This is a genomic window from Arthrobacter sp. 05L428 (assembly GCF_056397665.1).
On the sequence record NZ_JBFTNW010000006.1, the window covers coordinates 84,866 to 103,459 of the forward strand.

Here is an 18,594-nt window from a genome sequence, read left to right on the forward strand (position 1 = left end):
ATTGCCGGAGCTAGCTAAGTTTCGAGGATTTCGCCGGTTGTCATGTTGACGGCCGGCGCGGCGGGCCCTTCCGTGTCCTCCGCCGCGTTGAAATGCCGCACGATTGCCCCGGCGAGGGCTGGTCCGACCCCCTTGGCGGCCGTCAGCTCCTCGACCGTGGCGGCCTTGATGCTTTTCACCGAGCCGAACTGGTTCAGGAGCGCCTTGCGCTTGGAGTCGCCGAGGCCGGGCACGCCGTCCAGCGCGGAGACTGTCATGGCCTTGCCGCGCTTTTGCCGGTGGAAGGAGATGGCGAAGCGGTGCGCCTCGTCCCGGATCCGCTGCAACAGATAGAGACCGGCCGAGGCGCGCGGCAGGATGACCGGGAAGTCGCTGTCCGGCAGCCAGACCTCCTCGAGCCGCTTGGCGAGTCCGACCACATAGACATCCTCGATGCCGAGCTCTTCGAGGGCCTTCGCTGCCGCGTTCACCTGCGGCTTGCCGCCGTCGACGACGACGAGGTTGGGCGGGTAGGCGAATTTCGTCTTCGGCGCCGGCGTCGTGGTGTCCGCGACCGGGGCCACGGCGGCGGCCTGGGCGACGGCCAGCGGCCCGGAACCGTCGGCCGTTTTATCGGCTTGTTCCTGCAGGTAGTTCCGGAAGCGGCGGGTCAGGACGTCATGCATGGCCGCCGTGTCGTCGTTGGCCGCGGCACCGGTGACCGAGAATTTCCGGTAGTCGGATTTCTTCGGCAGGCCGTCCTCGACCACCACCATGGAGCCGACCACGTTGGTGCCCTGGATGTGCGAGATATCGAAGCATTCAATCCGCATCAACGCGACCGGCAGATCCAGGGCTTCCTGCAGTTCCTGGAGCGCCTGGGAACGCATCGTCAGGTCGCCGGCGCGCCGGGACTTGTGCAGCTTGAGGGCGTGTTCGGCGTTGTCCCGGACGGTGGAGAGCAGCGTGGCCTTGTCGCCGCGCTGCGGGACACGAATGTCCACCCGGGCCCCCCGCAGCCCGCTGAGCCATTGGGCGAGTTCGGCGGCGTTGCTGGGCTCGGCCGGCACCAGAACCTCGCGGGGCATCCGGCCTTGGCTTTCGCCTTCCTCGCCGTAGACCTGTTGGAGCAAGTGCTCGACGAGGTCGGGCGTGGTGGTGTCCTCGACCTTTTCCACCACCCAGCCGCGCTGGCCGCGGATCCGGCCGCCCCGGACGTGGAAGACCTGGACTGCGGCCTCAAGCTCGTCCTCGTGCAGCGCGAACACGTCGGCGTCGGTATCCTCGGCCAGGACCACCGCATTGCGTTCAAAGACCTTTTTCAGCGCGATGATGTCATCGCGCACCCGGGCCGCGCGTTCGTAGTCGAGCTCCGCGACGGCGGCGGCCATGTCCTTCTCGAGCCGGGACACGAAGCGCTTGGCTTCGCCGCCCATGAAGGCGCAGAAATCCTCGGCCAGGGCCCGGTGGTCCTCCGCCGAGATCCGGCCGACGCAGGGCGCCGCGCACTTGTCGATGTAGCCGAGCAGGCAGGGACGGCCGCTGGCTTCTGCGCGTTTCAGGACGCCGGGGCTGCAGCTGCGGACCGGGAAGACCCGCAGCAGGGTGTCCATGGTGTCGCGGATGGCGCCGGCCGTGTAGGGCCCGAAATACCGGGTCCCCTTGCGCCGTTCGCCGCGGAGGACCTGCACCCGGGGGTACTTCTCCCCCATCGTGACGGCGAGGTAGGGGTAGCTCTTGTCATCGCGGAACATGACGTTGAACCGCGGCTTGAATTCTTTGATCCAGGTGTATTCGAGCTGCAGGGATTCCAGTTCGCTGCCGACGACGGTCCATTCCACGCTGCTGGCGGTGTGCACCATGGCATACGTCTTGGGCAGCAGGCCCGCGGGGTTGGCGAAGTAGGAGTTCAGCCGGGACCGGAGGTTCTTGGCCTTGCCGACGTAAATGACCCGGCCATGCGGATCGCGAAAGCGGTACACGCCCGGGTTGGTCGGGATCTCCCCCGTCTGGGGACGGTAACTAGCTGGATTTGCCACTAGTCCATTCTACTAAGCCGGGCGGGACCGCCCCGACCGTCGGCTCCCGTGCGGGTGTGGCGGACGGGTGACCGGACGGGTGTCCGCGGCAGGGAGCAGCGCTAATCGACGCTTTTGCTCTGGTTGTAGGTGGTGGCCCGCTGCTGGCCGCTCAGTTCGGCGATGGCGTCCATGATCCGGTCCGTGACCTGTCGGCGCGCCGGCAGGGAGTGGTCCGGGCCGGTTTTGTCGAAGTACAGGGGCTCGCCCACCTTCATGGTGAAGTGCTGCGGTGTCACCTTGTTGCTGTCCGCCGGCTGCAGGTTTTCGGTGCCGATCAGGCCCACCGGGATGACCGGGGCGCCGGTGGTGAGGGCAAGCCAACCGACGCCGGTGCGTCCGCGGTAGAGAATGCCGTCACGGGAGCGGGTGCCCTCCGGGTAGATTCCAACGCCCTTGCCCGCGTCGAGGATGTCCAGCAGCGTCTTCAGCGCCTGGACGCTGGCGGCCTGTTCACCGCGTTCGACCGGAATGGAACCGACGGCTTCGAAGAAGGACTTCATCAGCTTGCCCTTGGCGCCGCCCGTGGTGAAATATTCCGCTTTGGCGAAAAAAGCCACGGGGCGCGGCATGAGGGCCTGGACGATCACACTGTCGAGGAAGGACAGGTGGTTCGGCGCCACGATGAAGGGACCCTCCTTGGGCACGTTCTCGAGGCCGATCACGGTGGGACGGCAGGTCGAGGAAATGAGCCCGCGGGTCGTCCAGCGGATCGCGTCAAACATTGCCAATGGTGTGCACCTCATTCAGGGCTGTGGTCCCCGGGCATTCGGAGAGTCTGGTGATCGTAGCGTGAAGCGCCGCAGTGGTGTGCACGATCTCGACGGCGCCGGCCGCGTGGAGTTCGCCGTCGGGCGCAAAACCCCAGCCTACGCCGACACAGTCCGATCCGTTCGCAGCCGCCCCGGCCACGTCCTGCGCCCGGTCCCCCACCATGACGGCCTGGCCTGCGGGGACGGGACCCGCCCCCGGCCCGGCGCCGGCCTCGTCAGCGACGGACTTCCCCGGATGCGGGAGGCGAAGTTCGGTGAGGGGCGCTGCGATTCCGTCCGCTGTCCCCCCGGCAGGATCGACAAGAGTGCCGTCGAGGTCGAAGATCACGGGCACGGTTGTAGGCGTCACGGGCCTAGTTTCTCACGAGTGCGCGGCTGCCAGAAATTCACATACTCCTTCGGGAATACATCGTGGGTACTTCGCTTCGCGACGACGCGCAAATGCCCTGCCGCCGCCGGAAGTCCGGTAGCGGCAGGGCATTTGCGCGTCATGGGGCGGGTGTCGCCTCGCAGTCAGCGAACCCCGGTCAGCCCAGGATGTCGGCCAGGAAGGCCGCTGTGTGGCTTTCCTTGGACTTGGCCACCTGCTCCGGTGTTCCAGAGGCAACGATCCGGCCGCCGCCGGAACCGCCGTCGGGTCCCAGGTCCACGATCCAGTCGGCGCTCTTGATGACGTCCAGGTTGTGCTCGATCGTAATCACGGTGTTGCCCTTTTCGACCAGGCCCTGCAGCACCATCAGCAGCTTGCGGATGTCCTCGAAGTGCAGCCCGGTGGTGGGCTCGTCCAGGACGTAGACGCTGCGGCCGTTGGAGCGCTTCTGCAGCTCCGCGGCCAGCTTCACGCGCTGCGCCTCGCCGCCGGAAAGGGTGGTTGCAGGCTGGCCGAGCCGCACGTAGCCGAGGCCGACGTCGACCAGGGTCTTGAGGTGCCGGGCGATCGGCGAGAACGCGGCGAAGAACTCGGCGCCCTCCTCGATCGGCATGTTCAGGACGTCCGCGATGGTCTTGCCCTTGTAGTGCACCTCGAGCGTTTCGCGGTTGTAGCGGGCGCCGTGGCAGACCTCGCAGGGCACATACACGTCCGGCAGGAAGTTCATCTCGATCTTCAGCGTGCCGTCGCCGGAGCAGGCCTCGCAGCGTCCGCCCTTGACGTTGAAGGAGAATCGGCCGGGCTGGTAACCGCGGACCTTGGCCTCGGTGGTCTCGGCAAAGAGCTTCCGGATGTGGTCGAAGACGCCCGTGTAGGTGGCCGGGTTGGACCGCGGGGTGCGGCCGATGGGGCTCTGGTCGACGTGCACCACCTTGTCCAGGTGCTCGAGGCCCTGGACCGTCTTGTGCCGTCCGGCGACCTGCTTGGCGCCGTTGAGCTTGTTGGCGAGCACCTTGTAGAGGATCTCGTTGACAAGGGTGGACTTGCCGGATCCGCTGACGCCGGTGACGGCGGTGAACAGGCCCAGCGGGAAGGCTGCGTCCACGTTCAGCAGGTTGTTTTCCTTGGCGCCGACGACTTTCAGCTCGCGCTTCTTGTCGTACTTGCGCCGCTTCTTCGGCACCTCGATGGACTTACGTCCGGAGAGGTAATCGCCGGTCAGGGACTCGGTGTTCTTCAGCAGGTCCTGGTAGGACCCGGAGTGGACCACCATGCCGCCGTGCTCGCCGGCGCCCGGTCCGATGTCGACCACCCAGTCCGCCTCCTGGATGGTGTCTTCGTCGTGCTCGACCACGATCAGGGTGTTGCCGAGGTCCCGGAGCCGGGTGAGGGTTTCGATCAGACGCCGGTTGTCGCGCTGGTGCAGGCCGATCGAGGGCTCGTCGAGGACGTACAGCACGCCGACCAGGCCGGAACCGATCTGGGTGGCCAGGCGGATGCGCTGGGCCTCGCCGCCGGACAGGGTGCCGGAGGGCCGCTCCAGGTTCAGGTACTCGAGGCCGACGTCGAGCAGGAAGGTCAGGCGGGCCTGGATCTCCTTGAGGACCTGGTGGGCGATCTGGGCCTCCCGGCCGGTGAGGACCAGGGTGTCCAGGAAGTGCGCGCATTCGCGCATCGGCAGCGCGGCGACCTCGGCAATCGACTTGCCGTTGATCAGGACGGAGAGCGACGCCGGGTTCAGCCGGGCGCCGTTGCAGGCCGGGCACGGGACCTGGCGCATGTACTCCTCGTAGCGGTCCCGCGCCGAGTCGGAATCCGTTTCCGTGTGCTTGCGGTGCACGTACTGGACAACGCCCTCGAAGCCGGTGCTGTACTTGCGTTCCCGGCCGAAGCGGTTGCGGTACTGCACCACGACCTTGTGGTCCTTGCCGTGCAGCACGGTCTGCCGGGCCTCAGTGGAGAGCTTCTCCCAAGGCGTGGTCATCTTGAAGCCAATTTCCTTGGCCAGGCCGCCGAGGAGCCGGTTCCAGTACTCGGTGGTGGCGGTGCCGAGCGACCAGGGCGCGATGGCGCCTTCGGCGAGGGAGAGCTCCGGGTTGGGGATGAGGAGTTCTTCATCGACCTCGAGCTTGGTGCCGATGCCGCTGCAGGCGGAGCAGGCGCCAAAAGGATTGTTGAAGGAGAACGAGCGGGGTTCGATTTCGTCGATCGCGAGGGGGTGCTCGTTGGGGCAGGCGAGGTGCTCGGAGAAGGCACGGATCCGTTCCGGGTCATCCGCCTCGAGGTCGACGAATTCGGCCAGCACGCGGCCCTCGGCAAGGCCCAGGGCGGTTTCCACCGAGTCGGTGAGGCGCTGGCTGATGCCTTCCTTAACGACGAGGCGGTCCACCACCACCTCAATGGTGTGCTTGAACTGCTTGCCCAGCTTGGGCGGATCGCTGAGCTGGATCAGCTTGTCGTCCACCCGGGCCCTTGAATAGCCCTTCGCCGTGAGCTCCTTGAACAGTTCGACGAACTCGCCCTTGCGGCCGCGGACCACCGGTGCCAGCACCTGGAACCGGGTGCCCTCGGGCAGTTCCAGGAGCTGGTCGACGATCTGCTGCGGGGTCTGCTTGGTCACCGGCTCGCCGCAGACGGGGCAGTGCGGGCGTCCCACCCGGGCCCAGAGCAGGCGCATGTAGTCGTAGATCTCGGTGATCGTGCCCACGGTGGAACGGGGGTTCTTGCTCGTGGACTTCTGGTCGATCGACACCGCGGGCGACAGGCCTTCGATGAAGTCGACGTCGGGCTTGTCCACCTGGCCCAGGAACTGGCGGGCGTAGGCGGAGAGCGACTCCACGTAGCGCCGCTGTCCCTCGGCGAAGATGGTGTCGAAGGCCAGCGAGGACTTGCCGGAGCCGGAAAGGCCGGTGAAGACGATCATCGCGTCGCGCGGCAGGTCGAGGTCGACGTTGCGCAGGTTGTGTTCGCGCGCGCCCTTCACGACGAGTCGGGACAGGTCCGGGCGGGCCAGCTCTATGCCCGACGAGGCCGGGCTGGACGGCTTGGGGCCTGCCGATTTTCCGGACTTCACCGGTACGGCGGCGGGCTGGACATCAACGGCGGGTTCTTCAGCTACGGCTTTAGGCACGCCTCCAATGCTAATCGAAAACTTCTTCGAATATCCATTCGGAGGGCCGGTGTGCTATTGGCGGTCGTACGCCGCCGCCAGTAGTTGAACGGCCTCGGCGAAGCTGGCGCCCTGGGCTTTGGCTGCCGCCGCGAACTCCGAGGCGGCAGCGGTAAGCGAGCCCCAGGCCTCGTCCCGGGCACAGACGACGGTGCCGTTCCGGCCGCGGGTCGCGACCACGCCGGCGGCCTCGAGTTCCTTGTAGGCGCGCGCCACGGTGTGCGGCGCCACCCCCAACTCCCCTGCCAGGCTGCGGACGGCCGGCAGGCGGGTGCCCGGCGCCAGGGTGCCGTTGTCCGCCTGCTCGATGATGTTCAGCCGGAGCTGCTCAAACAGCGGCACCGAGCTGCCCGTGTTTGGCTTCCAGCTGCCTGGAAATTGTGCGGCGGCACGTTCCGCGGAACTCACAGCTCAGGCTCCAGAACGCTCTCGGGCTGTTTGCGGCCGGCGAACTGGGCCCGGTAGAGGGCGGCGTAGAAACCGCCCCCCGCCATCAGTTCCTGGTGGTTTCCCTGTTCAACAATCCGTCCGTGGTCCATGACCAGAATTAGATCAGCGTCCCGGACCGTGGACAAGCGGTGGGCGATCACGAAGCTGGTCCGGCCCTGGCGCAGCCGGGCCATTGCCTGCCGGATCTGGGCTTCGGTGCGGCTGTCCACCGAGCTGGTGGCCTCGTCGAGGATCAGGACGCCGCGGCCGGCCAGCTGCGCCCGGGCGATCGAGATGAGCTGGCGCTGGCCCCGGCTGAGGGAGTCGCCGTCGTTGCCGAGCATGGTGGCATAGCCGGCCGGGAGGGCGCGGACGAACTGGTCCACGTGGCTGGCCTGCGCCGCGGCGATGATCTCGCCGTCGCTGGCGCCGGGCCTGCCGTATTCGATGTTCTCCCGGATGCTGCCGGTGAAGAGCCAGGCGTCCTGCATCACGATGCCGAAGGCGGACCGCAACGCGTCGCGCGGTATTTCGGCGATGTCGATGCCGTCCACGGTGATCCGCCCGCCGTCCAGCTCGTAGAACCGCATCAGGAGGTTGACCACCGTGGTCTTTCCGGCTCCGGTCGGCCCGACGATAGCGACGGTCTGGCCCGGCTCGACTGCGAAGGAGAGGTCCTCCACGACGGGGGCACCGGGACCGTAGCCGAAGGTGACGCTTTCGAAGCTGACCCGCCCCGGAGGTGCGGGCTCCGCGGCGCCGGCACGGGCGGCGGCGGCACGGGCGGCGCCAGCGGCAGAGGGCGCAGCATCCGCGGGGATTTCCGGTGCGTCCAGCAGCGCGAAGACGCGTTCCGCGGAGGCCACGCAGGACTGCATCAGGTTGAGCATTCCGCCGATCTGGCCCATTGGCTGGCTGAAGAGCCGGCTGAACTGGATGAAGGCCTGGACGCCCCCGATCGTCATGGTGCCTGCGGCCACCTGAAGCGCGCCGATGACGGCGACGGCGATGTAGTTGAGGTTGGAGACGAAAATCATCAGGGGCTGCACGACCCCGGACACGTACTGAGCGCTCGAAGCTGCCCGGAACAGCCGCGTATTGCTTTCCCCGAAGGTGGCCGCGGCCGCCCCCTGCCGGCCAAATGCCTTGACCACTTCGTGCCCGGTGAAGAACTCCTCCAAGTGGGCATTAAGTTCACCGGTGCTGGACCACTGCTCGGTGAAGTGCGCCTGCGACCGCCGCGCCACGAACACGGTGATCAAGGTGGAGACCGGGACCGAGGCCAGCGCAATCACGGCCAGCAGCGGCGAGAGCCATAACATCATGGCCAGGGCGCCGGAGAGCATCAACACCGACATGATCAGCTGGTTGAGCAACTGGTTGAGCGCCTGCGAGACGTTGTCGACGTCGTTGGTGGCCCGGCTGAGTACGTCGCCCCGGTGCTGGTCGTCGAAATGGCTGGAAGGCAGCAGATGGAGCTTTTGTTCGACGGCGGCGCGGAGCCCGTAGCCGAGCCGCTGCACCGCCGTCGCCGTCAGGGCGCCCTGGATCCAGCTGAACAGCGAGGCGCCCAGGTACATCAAGGCGACCGCTAGCAGCAGCCGGCCGAGCCTGCGCTCGTCGAAGGTGCCGCCGACGACGCTTTGGACCACGACGTCGGTGGCGTCGCCAAGGTATTTGGGGGCCGCCACGTTCAGCGCCGCGAAGGCGCAGGTGGCGGCGATGGCACCGGCCATGCGGCGGCGTACCGGCGTCAGGAGTCCCAGCAGCCTTCCGGCCGTCCGCCATTTGCTTGCAGCCGTTCCGCCCCGCGCGGCGACATCCGCGCTCACGGAGTTTCCTCCAGCACCAGTTGGGAGGCGGCGATCTCCTGGTAGGCCCGCGACGACTCCATCAGTTCCTGGTGGGTGCCTTTGGCCACCAGCCGGCCGTCCTCGAGCACGAGGATCAGGTCCGCCTTCTCGATCGTGGACACGCGTTCCGCCACCACCAGGACGGTGGCCGCCCGCAGCGCCGGTTCCAGGGCGGCGCGTAGCCTCTCGTCGGTGCCGTAATCAAGGGCGGAGAAACTGTCGTCGAAGAGGTAGACGGGCGCGGGCCGGAGGAGTGCCCGCGCGATGCACAGGCGCTGGCGCTGCCCGCCGGAAAAGTTTGTGCCGCCCTGGCTGACCGGCGCCTCGAGGCCGCCCGGGAGGTCGCGGACAAAGTCGCCCGCCTGGGCGGTCCCCAAGGCCTGCCACAGTTCCGCATCAGTCGCGTCCGGGCCGCCCACGCGCAGGTTCTCCGCGAGGGTCCCGGAGAAGAGATAGGAATGCTGCGGCACCACGGAGATCAGTCCGCGCAGCTCAGCAAGCGGCAGCGATCGGGTCCCGCGGCCGCCGATGCTGATGCTGCCCGCCGTCGGGTCAAGGAAGCGCGGCAGCAGATTCAGCAGCGTGGTCTTGCCGCTTCCCGTGGCGCCGATGACCGCCGTCGTGGTTCCGGGAGCGGCCGTGAACGTAACCCCGGTGAGGACCGGGGCTTCGGCGCCGGGATAGGCGAATTCGACGTCGTGGAACTCCACGGTGCCTTCAGTGACGGGTCCGCGACCCGAACCAGGCGGCCGTTCCGGGGGCGGTAGCTTCGCCGGTGCCGGGCCCGGCTCCGGATCGCCGATGGACGGTTCGGTGTCCAGGACTTCCTGGATGCGCTCCGCGCAGGCAGCGGCCCGCGGGGCCGTCGTGAAGACGTACATGGCCATCATGATGGCGATCAGGATCTGCAGGATGTAGGCGATAAACGCGGTCAGCGCGCCGAGGCGCATCTGTCCGGACTGGATCCGGTGGCCGCCGAACCAGACCACCGCGACGGAGGACAGGTTAACCACCACCATGATCATTGGATTCATGCCGGCAACCAGCAGCGCAGAGTCGAGGTTGTTCCTGGTGAGGTCCCTGTTGGCCGCATCGAAGCGCCGGATTTCATGCTCCTGCCGGACAAAGCCGCGGATAACGTTGGCGCCAATGATCTGTTCGCGCAGGACCCGGCTGATCCGGTCGATGAGTCCCTGGCCGCGCCGGTACAGCGGAATCAGCCGGCGCACAATCAGCAGCATGAGTCCCGCGAGAACCGGGATCACGGCCACCACAATCCCGGACAGCGGCAGGTCCTGGCGCACCGCGAGGACGATGCCGCCGATGAAGCTGGCGGGCGCGGCGACGAGCATGGTGAAGACCAGGACGGTGAGGTTCTGGATCTGCGTGACGTCATTGGTGGCCCTGGTGACCAGGCTGGGCGCCCCGAACACGCCGACCTCCTGGGAGGAAAAGGTCTGCACCTTGGCAAAAAGCTCCTCGCGCAACTCCCGCCCCACGCGCATGGCGACGATGGCGCCGAGGTAGCCTGCGGCGATGGCGGCACCGACCTGGAGGGCAGCAACTACCGCCATCCAGGCTCCCAGGCGCAGGATCACGGGCGTGTCGCCGGCGACAATGCCGTCGTCGATAATGGCAGCGTTGAGCGTCGGAAGCATCAGGTTGGCGGTGGTCTGCACGAGCTGCAGGCAAATGATGGCCAGAACGGTCATCCTGTGGGCGACGAGCAGGCGCCCCATCAGGCTAAATAGCACCGAACCTCCATCACTAGAACAGGGCTCGGAATCGGACCAGACCGCGGCCGCCCCCAGACCGCCTTGTCATTGTAAGCCCCATCACATGCCGCTTGTTGTCACACGGCGTGTCACATTCGTCAAAGAGCCCGGCCGGCGGAAGGGTTCGCACCGTGCACCCCCGGGCGGCGGCAGGTCCGGCACCCTCTCAGCTCCGCTTGCGGCCCACGGCGAAGACCCTCCGGAAGGGGAAAACCGTTCCGTGGCCGCCCGGCGGGTAAGCCTCGTTCAGCAGCCGCGCGTAGTCCCGCTCGAACCGGGCGGCCTCTTCCGGCGTGAGCGCGGCCAGCACCGGGCGCAGGCCAGTCCCCCGCACCCACTCAAGCACCGGATCGGCGCCCGGCAGGAGCTGGAGGTACGTGGTCTCCCAGGCGTCGGCATCGCAGCCGGCGTCGAGCATCAGTTCGAGGTAATCCGCAGGCTCGCCCACCACGTCGTTATGCCGCAGCACTCCGGCCAGTCGGGCGGACCACTCATCCGAATCGGCGAGCGTCCGCATGAGGGTGTGCGAGGGGGCGTTGAAATTGCCCGGCACCTGGAGCGCAAACCATGCTCCCGGACGCAGCGCCCCAAGCCAGCGGGGCAGCAGCTCCCGATGCCCGGGCACCCACTGCAGGGCGGCGTTGGTGACGACGACGTCGGTATCCGGCGCGGGCATCCACGCGGCGATGTCCGCCAGGCCAAAGGAAAGGTTGTCCGCCGCGGCTGCGAAGGGGGCTGACTTCGCGAGCATTTCGGCGGAGGAGTCCAGCCCCTGCACCGCGGCGCCGGGCCAGCGCGCCGCCAGCGTGGCGGTCAGGCTTCCCGGTCCGCAGCCAAGGTCGACGACATGCCGCGGAGCCTCGGCGTGGATGCGGGCGGTCAAGTCGAAGAACGGCCGGTCCCGATAGTCGCCGAACTGCACGTACTTGGCTGGATCCCACTTCATGCATTCCTCGCTTCACCGCTCGGGCCGTCAGCCGAAGCCTAACCCGGCAGCGGCCCCGGGGCGCCGCCGCCGCACCGCGGGATGCCGGCCCGGGTGTCGGGCCGGGTGTCGGCCCGGGTTTCCGGCCCGGGTGTCTGGCCGCGGGATGCCACCCCGGAGGCAGGCAGCCGGCCGCGCCGCGGGCCACTAAGCTGGAAAGCAATGAAACTTGTTGATCAGCTCCCCGCCCCGGCCGCCCGAGTTCCCGGCAGGAGCGGGCTCGATCCGGATGAGCTCTACACCCGGTTCGTCGAATGGACGGAGAGCCGCGGCCTGGCCCTTTACACCGCCCAGGACGAGGCCATCATGGAGCTGGCCGCAGGCGCCAACGTCATCCTGGCGACCCCCACCGGTTCGGGCAAGTCGCTGGTGGCGATCGCGGCGCACTTCCAGGCCATGGCCCGCGGGGCGCGCAGCTATTACACCGCACCGATCAAGGCCCTCGTCTCGGAGAAATTCTTCGCCCTGTGCGAGATCTTCGGCGCCGAAAACGTCGGCATGATCACCGGCGATTCCGGCGTCAACCAGGACGCGCCCATCATCTGCTGCACCGCGGAAATCCTGGCGAACATCGCCCTGCGCGAGGGATCCGCCGCGGAGCTTGGCGCGGTGATCATGGACGAGTTCCACTTCTACTCCGATCCGCAGCGCGGCTGGGCCTGGCAGGTGCCGCTGCTGGAACTCCCGCAGGCCCAGTTCCTGCTGATGTCCGCCACGCTCGGCGACGTGAGCCGCTTCGAGGAGGGCATCACCGAGCTGACCGGACGCCAGACGACGACCGTCAGCTCCGCGGAACGGCCCATTCCGCTGCACTTCTACTACCAGCAGACCCCCGTGCACGAGACCTTGGAGGAGCTGCTCTCCACCAAGCAGGTGCCGGTTTACGTGGTGCACTTCAGCCAGCTCGAGGCGATCGACCGGGCCCAGAACCTGATGAGCATCAACGTCTGCACCCGCGAGGAAAAGGACAAGATCGCCGAGCTGATCGCCGGCTTCCGCTTCGCCGCGGGCTTCGGCAAGACCCTCAACCGGCTGGTCCGGCACGGCATCGGCGTGCACCACGCCGGCATGCTGCCCAAGTACCGCCGGCTCGTCGAACAGCTGGCCCAGGCCGGTCTGCTCAAGGTCATCTGCGGCACGGACACTCTGGGCGTCGGCATCAACGTTCCCATCCGCACCGTGCTCCTGACCGCGCTGAGCAAGTACGACGGCGTCCGCACCCGCCTGCTGAATTCGCGTGAGTTCCACCAGATCGCGGGCCGGGCGGGCCGGGCCGGCTATGACACCGCCGGGACGGTGGTGGTCCAGGCGCCCGAGCATGTGATCGAGAACGTCAAGGCGACGGCCAAGGCCACGGCGAAGTTCGGCGACGACCAGAAGAAGCTGCGCCAGGTCGTCAAGAAGAAGCCGCCGGAGGGGTTTGTGTCCTGGGGCGAACCCACCTACAAGCGGCTGGTGGATTCCGTGCCGGACCCGCTGGGCTCCAGCTTCACCGTCACCCACGCGATGCTGATGAACCTGATGGAACGCCCCGGCGACCCGTTCAAGGCCGCGCGCCGCCTGTTGACCGAAAACCACGAGACGCGCGCCGCGCAGCTGCAGCTGATGAAAAGAGCGCTGGGCATCTACCGCGAGCTGCTGGCCGCCGGCGTCGTCGAACGCATCCCGCCCGCGGAACAAGGCCCGGACGGCCGCAGCGTCCGGCTCACGGTCCACCTGCAGGCGAACTTCGCCCTGAACCAGCCGCTCTCCCCCTTCGCCCTGGCGGCCCTGGAGCTGCTGGATCCGGAGTCGCCGTCGTATGCCCTCGACGTCGTCTCGGTGATCGAGTCGACGCTGGAGAAGCCGCGGCAGATCCTGTCCGCGCAGCAGAAGAAGGCCCGCGGGGAGGCGATTGCCGCGATGAAGGCCGACGGGATCGAGTACGACCAGCGCATGGCCATGCTCGAGGAGGTTACCTACCCGCAGCCGCTCGCGGAGATCCTCGGCGAGGCGTTCGACGTGTACCGCAAGGCGGCGCCGTGGATCGGCGACTTCGAACTCGCCCCCAAGTCCGTGATCCGGGACATGTACGAACGGGCAATGAACTTCGGCGAATTCGTGCAGTTCTACGGCCTGGCCCGTTCCGAGGGCATTGTGCTGCGCTACCTGGCTGACGGCTTCAAGGCACTCCGGCAGACGGTGCCGCAGGACGCGCTGCGCGAGGACCTTGAGGACCTGATCGCGTGGCTCGGCGAGTTGGTCCGCCAGGTGGACTCAAGCCTGCTGGACGAATGGGAGGAACTCACCTCCGGCGCCGCCCCGACCCGGCACGACGCCCCGCCGCCCCCGCCGCCGTCGCTGACCTCCAATATCCGCGCCTTCCGGGTGATGGTCCGCAACGAAATGTTCCGCCGGGTGGAACTGTTCGCGGACGAGGCCGCCACCGCGCTGGGCGAACTCGACGCCGGCTCCGGCTGGGATGCGGAGCGCTGGGAGGACGCGCTGGACGACTACTTCGAGGAGCACGAGGACATCGGCACCGGCCCGGACGCACGCGGTCCGGGCCTGCTGATCATCACCGAGGAGCCGGGCGTCTGGAAGGTCCGGCAGATCTTCGACGACCCGGCCCGCAACCATGACTGGGGCATCTCCGCCGAGGTGGACCTGGCCGCCTCGGACGAAACCGGCACCGCCGTCGTGCGCGTGATCGACGTGAACCGCCTGTAGCCGCTAGTAAACTGGCGACCATGAGTGTAATCCGCCCGGCCACCGCCCACGACGTTCCCGCCATCCTGCAGATGATCCATGACCTGGCCATCTACGAAAAGGAGCCGGACGCCGTCCGGAACACCCCCGAGATGCTCACGCAGGTGCTGTTCGGCGAGAACCCGCGCGTGTACGCGACCATGGCCGAGAATGAGGCCGGCGACGTCCAGGGCTTCGCTTTGTGGTTCCTGAACTACTCCACCTGGGAAGGCGTGCACGGGATCTACCTCGAGGATCTCTACGTCATGCCGGAAGCCCGCGGCGCCGGCCACGGCAAGGCACTGCTGCAGCACCTGGCCGCCACCGCCGTGGAGCGCGGCTACGCCCGGGTGGAGTGGAGCGTGCTGGACTGGAACGAGCCCTCGATCGCCTTCTACAAGAACCTCGGCGCGGGCCCGATGGACGAATGGTCCACCTTCCGGCTCACCGGCGACGCCTTGGAGGCATTCGCCGGCGCCCGGACGGCTAACGCCCGTGGCTGACACAGCGTCGACTCAGACAGCCTCCGTCCCGCACATCGTCAAGGCCAGGCACGACTACCGCGGCATGCGCACCGCGGAACATTACTTTGAAGTACCGCTGGACCACTTCGGCGCCGACGGCGAAACGATCACCGTCTTCGCCCGGGAATACGTCTCCGCGGACCACAGCGAGGAGGCCGCCGCGGAACTGCCGTGGCTGCTGTACCTGCAGGGCGGTCCCGGCGGCCGCGGCAACCGCTTCCCCGCGCTGGGCGGCTGGAGCAAGGCCGCGGCGAAGGACTTCCGCATCCTGATGCTGGACCAGCGCGGCACCGGGCTCTCCTCCCCCATCGACCGCAAGACCCTCCCGCTGCGGGGGAGCGACCGGGACCAGGCGCAGTACCTCGAGCACTTCCGCGCCGACTCGATTGTGGCGGACGCGGAGGCGATCCGGCGGACCCTCGGCGCCGCGCCCTGGACTATCTACGGGCAGAGCTACGGCGGCTTCTGCGCGCTGAGCTACCTGTCCTTCGCCCCCGAGGGGCTGCGCGAGGCGCTGATCACCGGCGGTCTCGCGCCCCTGACCGGCCCCGCGGACCGGGTCTACCAGGCAACCTTCCGCCGCGTGACAGCGCGCAACGCCGAATACTTCGGCTGGTACCCGCAGGACCGGGAGTTGGTCAGCCGCATCGCCGGGCACCTCCGCGACTTCGAGGAGTACCTGCCCGACGGCAGCAGGCTCACCGTGGAGCGCTTCCAGATGGTGGGTTCCTACCTGGGCGGCAACACCCGGGTGGACGGGCTGCACCACCTGCTGGAGGATGCCTTCGTCAGCACCCCCGACGGCGATCGGCTCTCCGACGGCTTCCTGGAGCAGGTCCGCGGGCTTGTCTCCCGCGCGTCGAACCCGCTGTACGCCCTCATGCACGAATCCATCTACGGCCAGGGCGAGGCCACCGACTGGGCGGCACTGCGGGTGCTCCAGGACTTCCCGGAGTTCCGCCCGGACGCCGCCGCCCCGCTGCTAACCGGCGAGATGGTCTATCCCTGGTACTTCGAACAGGATCCGGCCCTCCGTCCGCTCCGCACCGTGGCGCAGCTGCTCGCCGAGAAGGACGACTGGAAACCGCTCTACGACCCCGAGCGGCTGGCCCTGAACAACATTCCGGTGGCCGCGGCCGTGTACACCGACGACATCTACGTGGACCGGGACCTGTCGCTGGAGACTGCAGCTGCCGTGCGCGGCCTGCAGGTGTGGGAGTCCGCTGAGTTCCACCACGACGGCATCGCCGACGACGGCGAGGCGATCTTCGGCCGGCTGCTCGGCATGGCCCGCGCGACGCGCGCCTGACGGCGTCCGGGGCTACCCGGCCGGGGGTTCAGGCCCCGGCAGGCTCCGGGTTGCGGCGTGACCGCGCCGCCGCCTGGAAGACCACGGCCAGGACCGCGGCAGCCACGACGGCCGCCACGAGGTTCAATCCCTCGTAGCCGATTCCGCTCATCACGAGACCGGCGAAGCCCGAGCCAACAGCGCCCGCGACGCCCATCAGGGTGTCCGACACGCCCTGCACGAGGACCCGCTCGCCGACCGCGACACTCTCCGCGAGCAGAGTGGAACCGGCGATGGTGGCCGCCGACCAGCCCAGCCCCAGCAGCACCAGTCCGACGGTGACCAGGGCCGGCTGCGCCTGGCCGAAGCCCGCGACGCAGACGGCGAGCAGGATCAGCCCGTGGCCCAGCAGGATCACCGGGAGCCGGCCGACCCGGTCGGTGAGCCAGCCCATCACCGGTGAGAGGGCGTACATGCCGGCGATGTGCAGCGAGATCGTGAAGCCGATCAGCACGAAGACGTCCGTGCCGGCGGTGTGGGCGTGCTCCGCGGCGTGACCGGCCATCGGGCCCTCGGTGAGCAGTTGCAGATGCAGCGGCGTCATGGACATCACGGCGGCCATGCAGCCGTGCGCCGCGACGACGGCGAGCAGCGCCAGCCGGGCGCGCGGGGAGGAACGGACCGCGCGCAGTCCGTTGCGCAAGGCATGCTTGCCCCGGGTTGTCGCTGTCCCTTTCGCCGGCTCCTCGTCCACTGTGCGGATCCGGGCAGCCAGCAGCAGCGGATCCGGGCGCAGCCCGATGAACAGCAGCAAGGCGGCGAGGGCCAGTCCGGCGGTCGAGAACACGAACGGCCCGGAAATCGGCGGCAGGCCGAGGGCCTGCCCCACCAGCGCGCCGGGCTGGATGAGGTTCGGCCCGGCCACGGCGCCGACGGTCACGGCCCACACCACGATCGCGAGGGACCGTCCGCGGTGTTCCGGCTCTGCGAGGTCGACGGCGGCGAAGCGGGCCTGCAGGTTGGCCGCCGTGCCGAGGCCCAGCATGGCGGCGCCCAGCAGCAGCAACGGGAAGAAGGCGGTGACGGTCGCCAGGATCACCAGCACAGCGCCGCTCATGGCGGACAGGAGCCCGGTCACGAGGGCTGCCCGGCGTCCCCGCCGGCCGGCCAGCCCGGCAAGCGGCAGCGCGGTCAGCGCGGCGGCGAGCGTCATGGTGGTGGTGACCGAGCCCGCCCAGGCGTTCGAGCCGGAGAGCTGGACGGCCAGCAGCGAGCCGACGGAAAGGCTGGCGCCGCCGCCGACGCCGCTGAGCAACTGGGCGGCACTGAGCATCACAACGGTACGGCGCTGCACCCGTTGCGGGTGCAGCGCCGTACCGGCCGCCGTCGCGGCGTCAAAGCTTTTCACGCTCCGAGCTTAGCCCGTGCAGGGCCGCCGGGGGCGCTACTCGGCGTCGGTGAGACTCTTGCGCGAGTCCTCTTCGAGCCGGGCATCCAGCTTGGCCTTCGACGCCTTGGAGCTGACCAGGCTGGCGACGACCGCGATGATGATGGTGCCGATGATCACCCCGAGCGAAACGTAGGTCGGGATTTCGGGGGCCCATTCGATGTGCTTGCCGCCGTTGATGAAGGGAAGTTCGTTGACGTGCATGGCGTGCAGCACCAGTTTGACGCCGATGAAGGCGAGGATGACCGAGAGCGCGTGCTTGAGGTAGATGAGCCGGTTCATCAGGCCGCCGAGCAGGAAGTAGAGCTGGCGCAGACCCATCAGGGCGAAGATGTTGGCGGTGAAGACGATGAACGCGCTCTGGGTGAGGCCGAAGATGGCCGGGATGGAGTCCACCGCGAAGAGCAGGTCGGTCATGCCGATGGTCACGAAGACGATCAGCATCGGAGTGAAGACCTTCTTGCCGTCGACTTCGGTGCGCAGCTTGCCGCCGTCGAACTTCTCGGACATCGGCAGGATCCGGCGGATCCGGGCGATCAGCGGGTTTTCCTTATCTTCCTCGTCCTCGCCTTCGTCCTGGGCCTGCTTCCAGGCGGTCCACAGCAGGAAGGCGCCGAAGATGTAGAAGACCCAGCTGAACTGCTCGATCACGATCGCGCCGAGCAGGATGAAGATGCCGCGCAGGATCAAGGCGATGATGATGCCGACCATGAGCACTTCCTGCTGGTACTTACGGGGTACCGAGAAGCGCGCCATGATGATGATGAAGACAAACAGGTTGTCGATGCTGAGGCTGTACTCCGTCACCCAGCCGGCGATGAACTGGCCGCCATACTCCGGGCCGGTGAAGAGGAACATGGCTCCGGCGAAGACCAAAGCCAGCGCAATGTAGAAGGAGACCCACAGGCCGGCTTCCTTCATGGAGGGTTCATGCGGCCGCTTCAGCACCAGGAGCAGATCGATGGCGAGGATGATTCCGAGAACGACGAAGGAGCCGATCTCGAACCAGACGGGAAGTTCGGGCACGAAGATACCTTTCGCAGGGTACAACTAAGCGGTGTAAGTCTCTCCGGCTAAGCTGCCGCACCGTGGCTGTCGCCATCAGGTGCCGATTCGCTGCCCGCTACGCCCGGCAGGGCATCTGTGCCGTGCGTGTTGACGATCGTAGCGCTTGGGATACTCCCCTACGTCTGATCC

At 67.9% G+C, this 18,594-nt stretch carries 13 protein-coding genes; 3 read left to right on the top strand and 10 right to left on the bottom strand.

The genetic code is table 11. The annotated features are described in order from the left end of the window. Positions 1 to 14: 14 nt before the first annotated feature. The 8 genes from uvrC to AC1DH3_RS12305 form a co-directional block, all read right to left on the bottom strand. The gene (uvrC, locus tag AC1DH3_RS12270; RefSeq protein ID WP_441418681.1) at positions 15 to 2,018 is read right to left on the bottom strand and encodes an excinuclease ABC subunit UvrC; all 2,004 of its coding nucleotides are present in this window, start codon (positions 2,016 to 2,018) and stop codon (positions 15 to 17) included. Between the two features lie 101 nt (positions 2,019 to 2,119). Next, positions 2,120 to 2,788 carry a lysophospholipid acyltransferase family protein gene (locus AC1DH3_RS12275; RefSeq protein ID WP_175323308.1) on the bottom strand — a complete coding sequence of 223 codons (669 nt, stop codon included), beginning with the start codon at positions 2,786 to 2,788 and terminating at the stop codon, positions 2,120 to 2,122. Continuing rightward, positions 2,775 to 3,179 carry an HAD hydrolase-like protein gene (locus AC1DH3_RS12280; RefSeq protein ID WP_476892589.1) on the bottom strand — a complete coding sequence of 135 codons (405 nt, stop codon included), beginning with the start codon at positions 3,177 to 3,179 and terminating at the stop codon, positions 2,775 to 2,777. Before AC1DH3_RS12280 ends, AC1DH3_RS12275 begins: the two co-directional genes overlap by 14 nt. A 178-nt stretch (positions 3,180 to 3,357) precedes the next feature. Next, complete coding sequence (gene uvrA / locus AC1DH3_RS12285; protein ID WP_476909470.1) at positions 3,358 to 6,219, bottom strand: excinuclease ABC subunit UvrA; 2,862 nt, start codon at positions 6,217 to 6,219, stop codon at positions 3,358 to 3,360. A gap of 165 nt (positions 6,220 to 6,384) precedes the next feature. Next, positions 6,385 to 6,777 carry a GntR family transcriptional regulator gene (locus AC1DH3_RS12290; protein WP_476892590.1) on the bottom strand — a complete coding sequence of 131 codons (393 nt, stop codon included), beginning with the start codon at positions 6,775 to 6,777 and terminating at the stop codon, positions 6,385 to 6,387. Beyond that, positions 6,774 to 8,534, bottom strand: coding sequence for an ABC transporter ATP-binding protein (locus tag AC1DH3_RS12295; protein WP_476892680.1), 1,761 nt, complete (start codon positions 8,532 to 8,534; stop codon positions 6,774 to 6,776). Before AC1DH3_RS12295 ends, AC1DH3_RS12290 begins: the two co-directional genes overlap by 4 nt. A gap of 92 nt (positions 8,535 to 8,626) precedes the next feature. After that, positions 8,627 to 10,390, bottom strand: a complete 1,764-nt coding sequence (locus AC1DH3_RS12300) for an ABC transporter ATP-binding protein (protein WP_441418752.1) — start codon at positions 10,388 to 10,390, stop codon at positions 8,627 to 8,629. A 202-nt stretch (positions 10,391 to 10,592) separates the two neighbouring features. Next, complete coding sequence (locus AC1DH3_RS12305; RefSeq protein WP_441418678.1) at positions 10,593 to 11,372, bottom strand: trans-aconitate 2-methyltransferase; 780 nt, start codon at positions 11,370 to 11,372, stop codon at positions 10,593 to 10,595. 201 nt (positions 11,373 to 11,573) lie between these two features. Between AC1DH3_RS12305 and AC1DH3_RS12310 the strand changes: the two genes are divergently transcribed. The 3 genes from AC1DH3_RS12310 to AC1DH3_RS12320 all read left to right on the top strand — a co-directional run bounded on the left by AC1DH3_RS12310 (position 11,574) and on the right by AC1DH3_RS12320 (position 15,971). Further along, positions 11,574 to 14,120 (top strand): DEAD/DEAH box helicase, encoded by a 2,547-nt coding sequence (locus tag AC1DH3_RS12310; protein ID WP_476909413.1) that lies wholly within the window; start codon positions 11,574 to 11,576, stop codon positions 14,118 to 14,120. A gap of 20 nt (positions 14,121 to 14,140) precedes the next feature. Further along, positions 14,141 to 14,641, top strand: coding sequence for an N-acetyltransferase family protein (locus AC1DH3_RS12315; RefSeq protein WP_476909414.1), 501 nt, complete (start codon positions 14,141 to 14,143; stop codon positions 14,639 to 14,641). A gap of 64 nt (positions 14,642 to 14,705) precedes the next feature. Further along, a complete protein-coding gene (locus tag AC1DH3_RS12320) occupies positions 14,706 to 15,971 on the top strand; it encodes an alpha/beta fold hydrolase (protein ID WP_476909471.1) in 1,266 nt (421 codons plus the stop codon). A gap of 28 nt (positions 15,972 to 15,999) precedes the next feature. On the opposite strand, the gene AC1DH3_RS12325 is transcribed toward AC1DH3_RS12320, so the two are convergent. Further along, positions 16,000 to 17,283, bottom strand: a complete 1,284-nt coding sequence (locus AC1DH3_RS12325; protein ID WP_476909472.1) for an MFS transporter — start codon at positions 17,281 to 17,283, stop codon at positions 16,000 to 16,002. Positions 17,284 to 17,394: 111 nt separating this feature from the next. Continuing rightward, a complete protein-coding gene (locus AC1DH3_RS12330; RefSeq protein ID WP_346958166.1) occupies positions 17,395 to 18,423 on the bottom strand; it encodes a TerC family protein in 1,029 nt (342 codons plus the stop codon). Positions 18,424 to 18,594 lie beyond the last annotated feature (171 nt).

Bases quoted from the DNA above. Each gene is read 5' to 3' on its own strand.
- AC1DH3_RS12295 (WP_476892680.1), bottom strand. From the start codon at position 8,534: ATGGCCGGTGCCATCGCCGCCACCTGCGCCTTCGCGGCGCTGAACGTG.
- AC1DH3_RS12300 (WP_441418752.1), bottom strand. From the start codon at position 10,390: ATGGGGCGCCTGCTCGTCGCCCACAGGATGACCGTTCTGGCCATCATT.
- AC1DH3_RS12315 (WP_476909414.1), top strand. From the start codon at position 14,141: ATGAGTGTAATCCGCCCGGCCACCGCCCACGACGTTCCCGCCATCCTG.
- AC1DH3_RS12305 (WP_441418678.1), bottom strand. From the start codon at position 11,372: ATGAAGTGGGATCCAGCCAAGTACGTGCAGTTCGGCGACTATCGGGAC.
- AC1DH3_RS12310 (WP_476909413.1), top strand. From the start codon at position 11,574: ATGAAACTTGTTGATCAGCTCCCCGCCCCGGCCGCCCGAGTTCCCGGC.
- AC1DH3_RS12320 (WP_476909471.1), top strand. From the start codon at position 14,706: ATGCGCACCGCGGAACATTACTTTGAAGTACCGCTGGACCACTTCGGC.
- AC1DH3_RS12325 (WP_476909472.1), bottom strand. From the start codon at position 17,283: ATGCTCAGTGCCGCCCAGTTGCTCAGCGGCGTCGGCGGCGGCGCCAGC.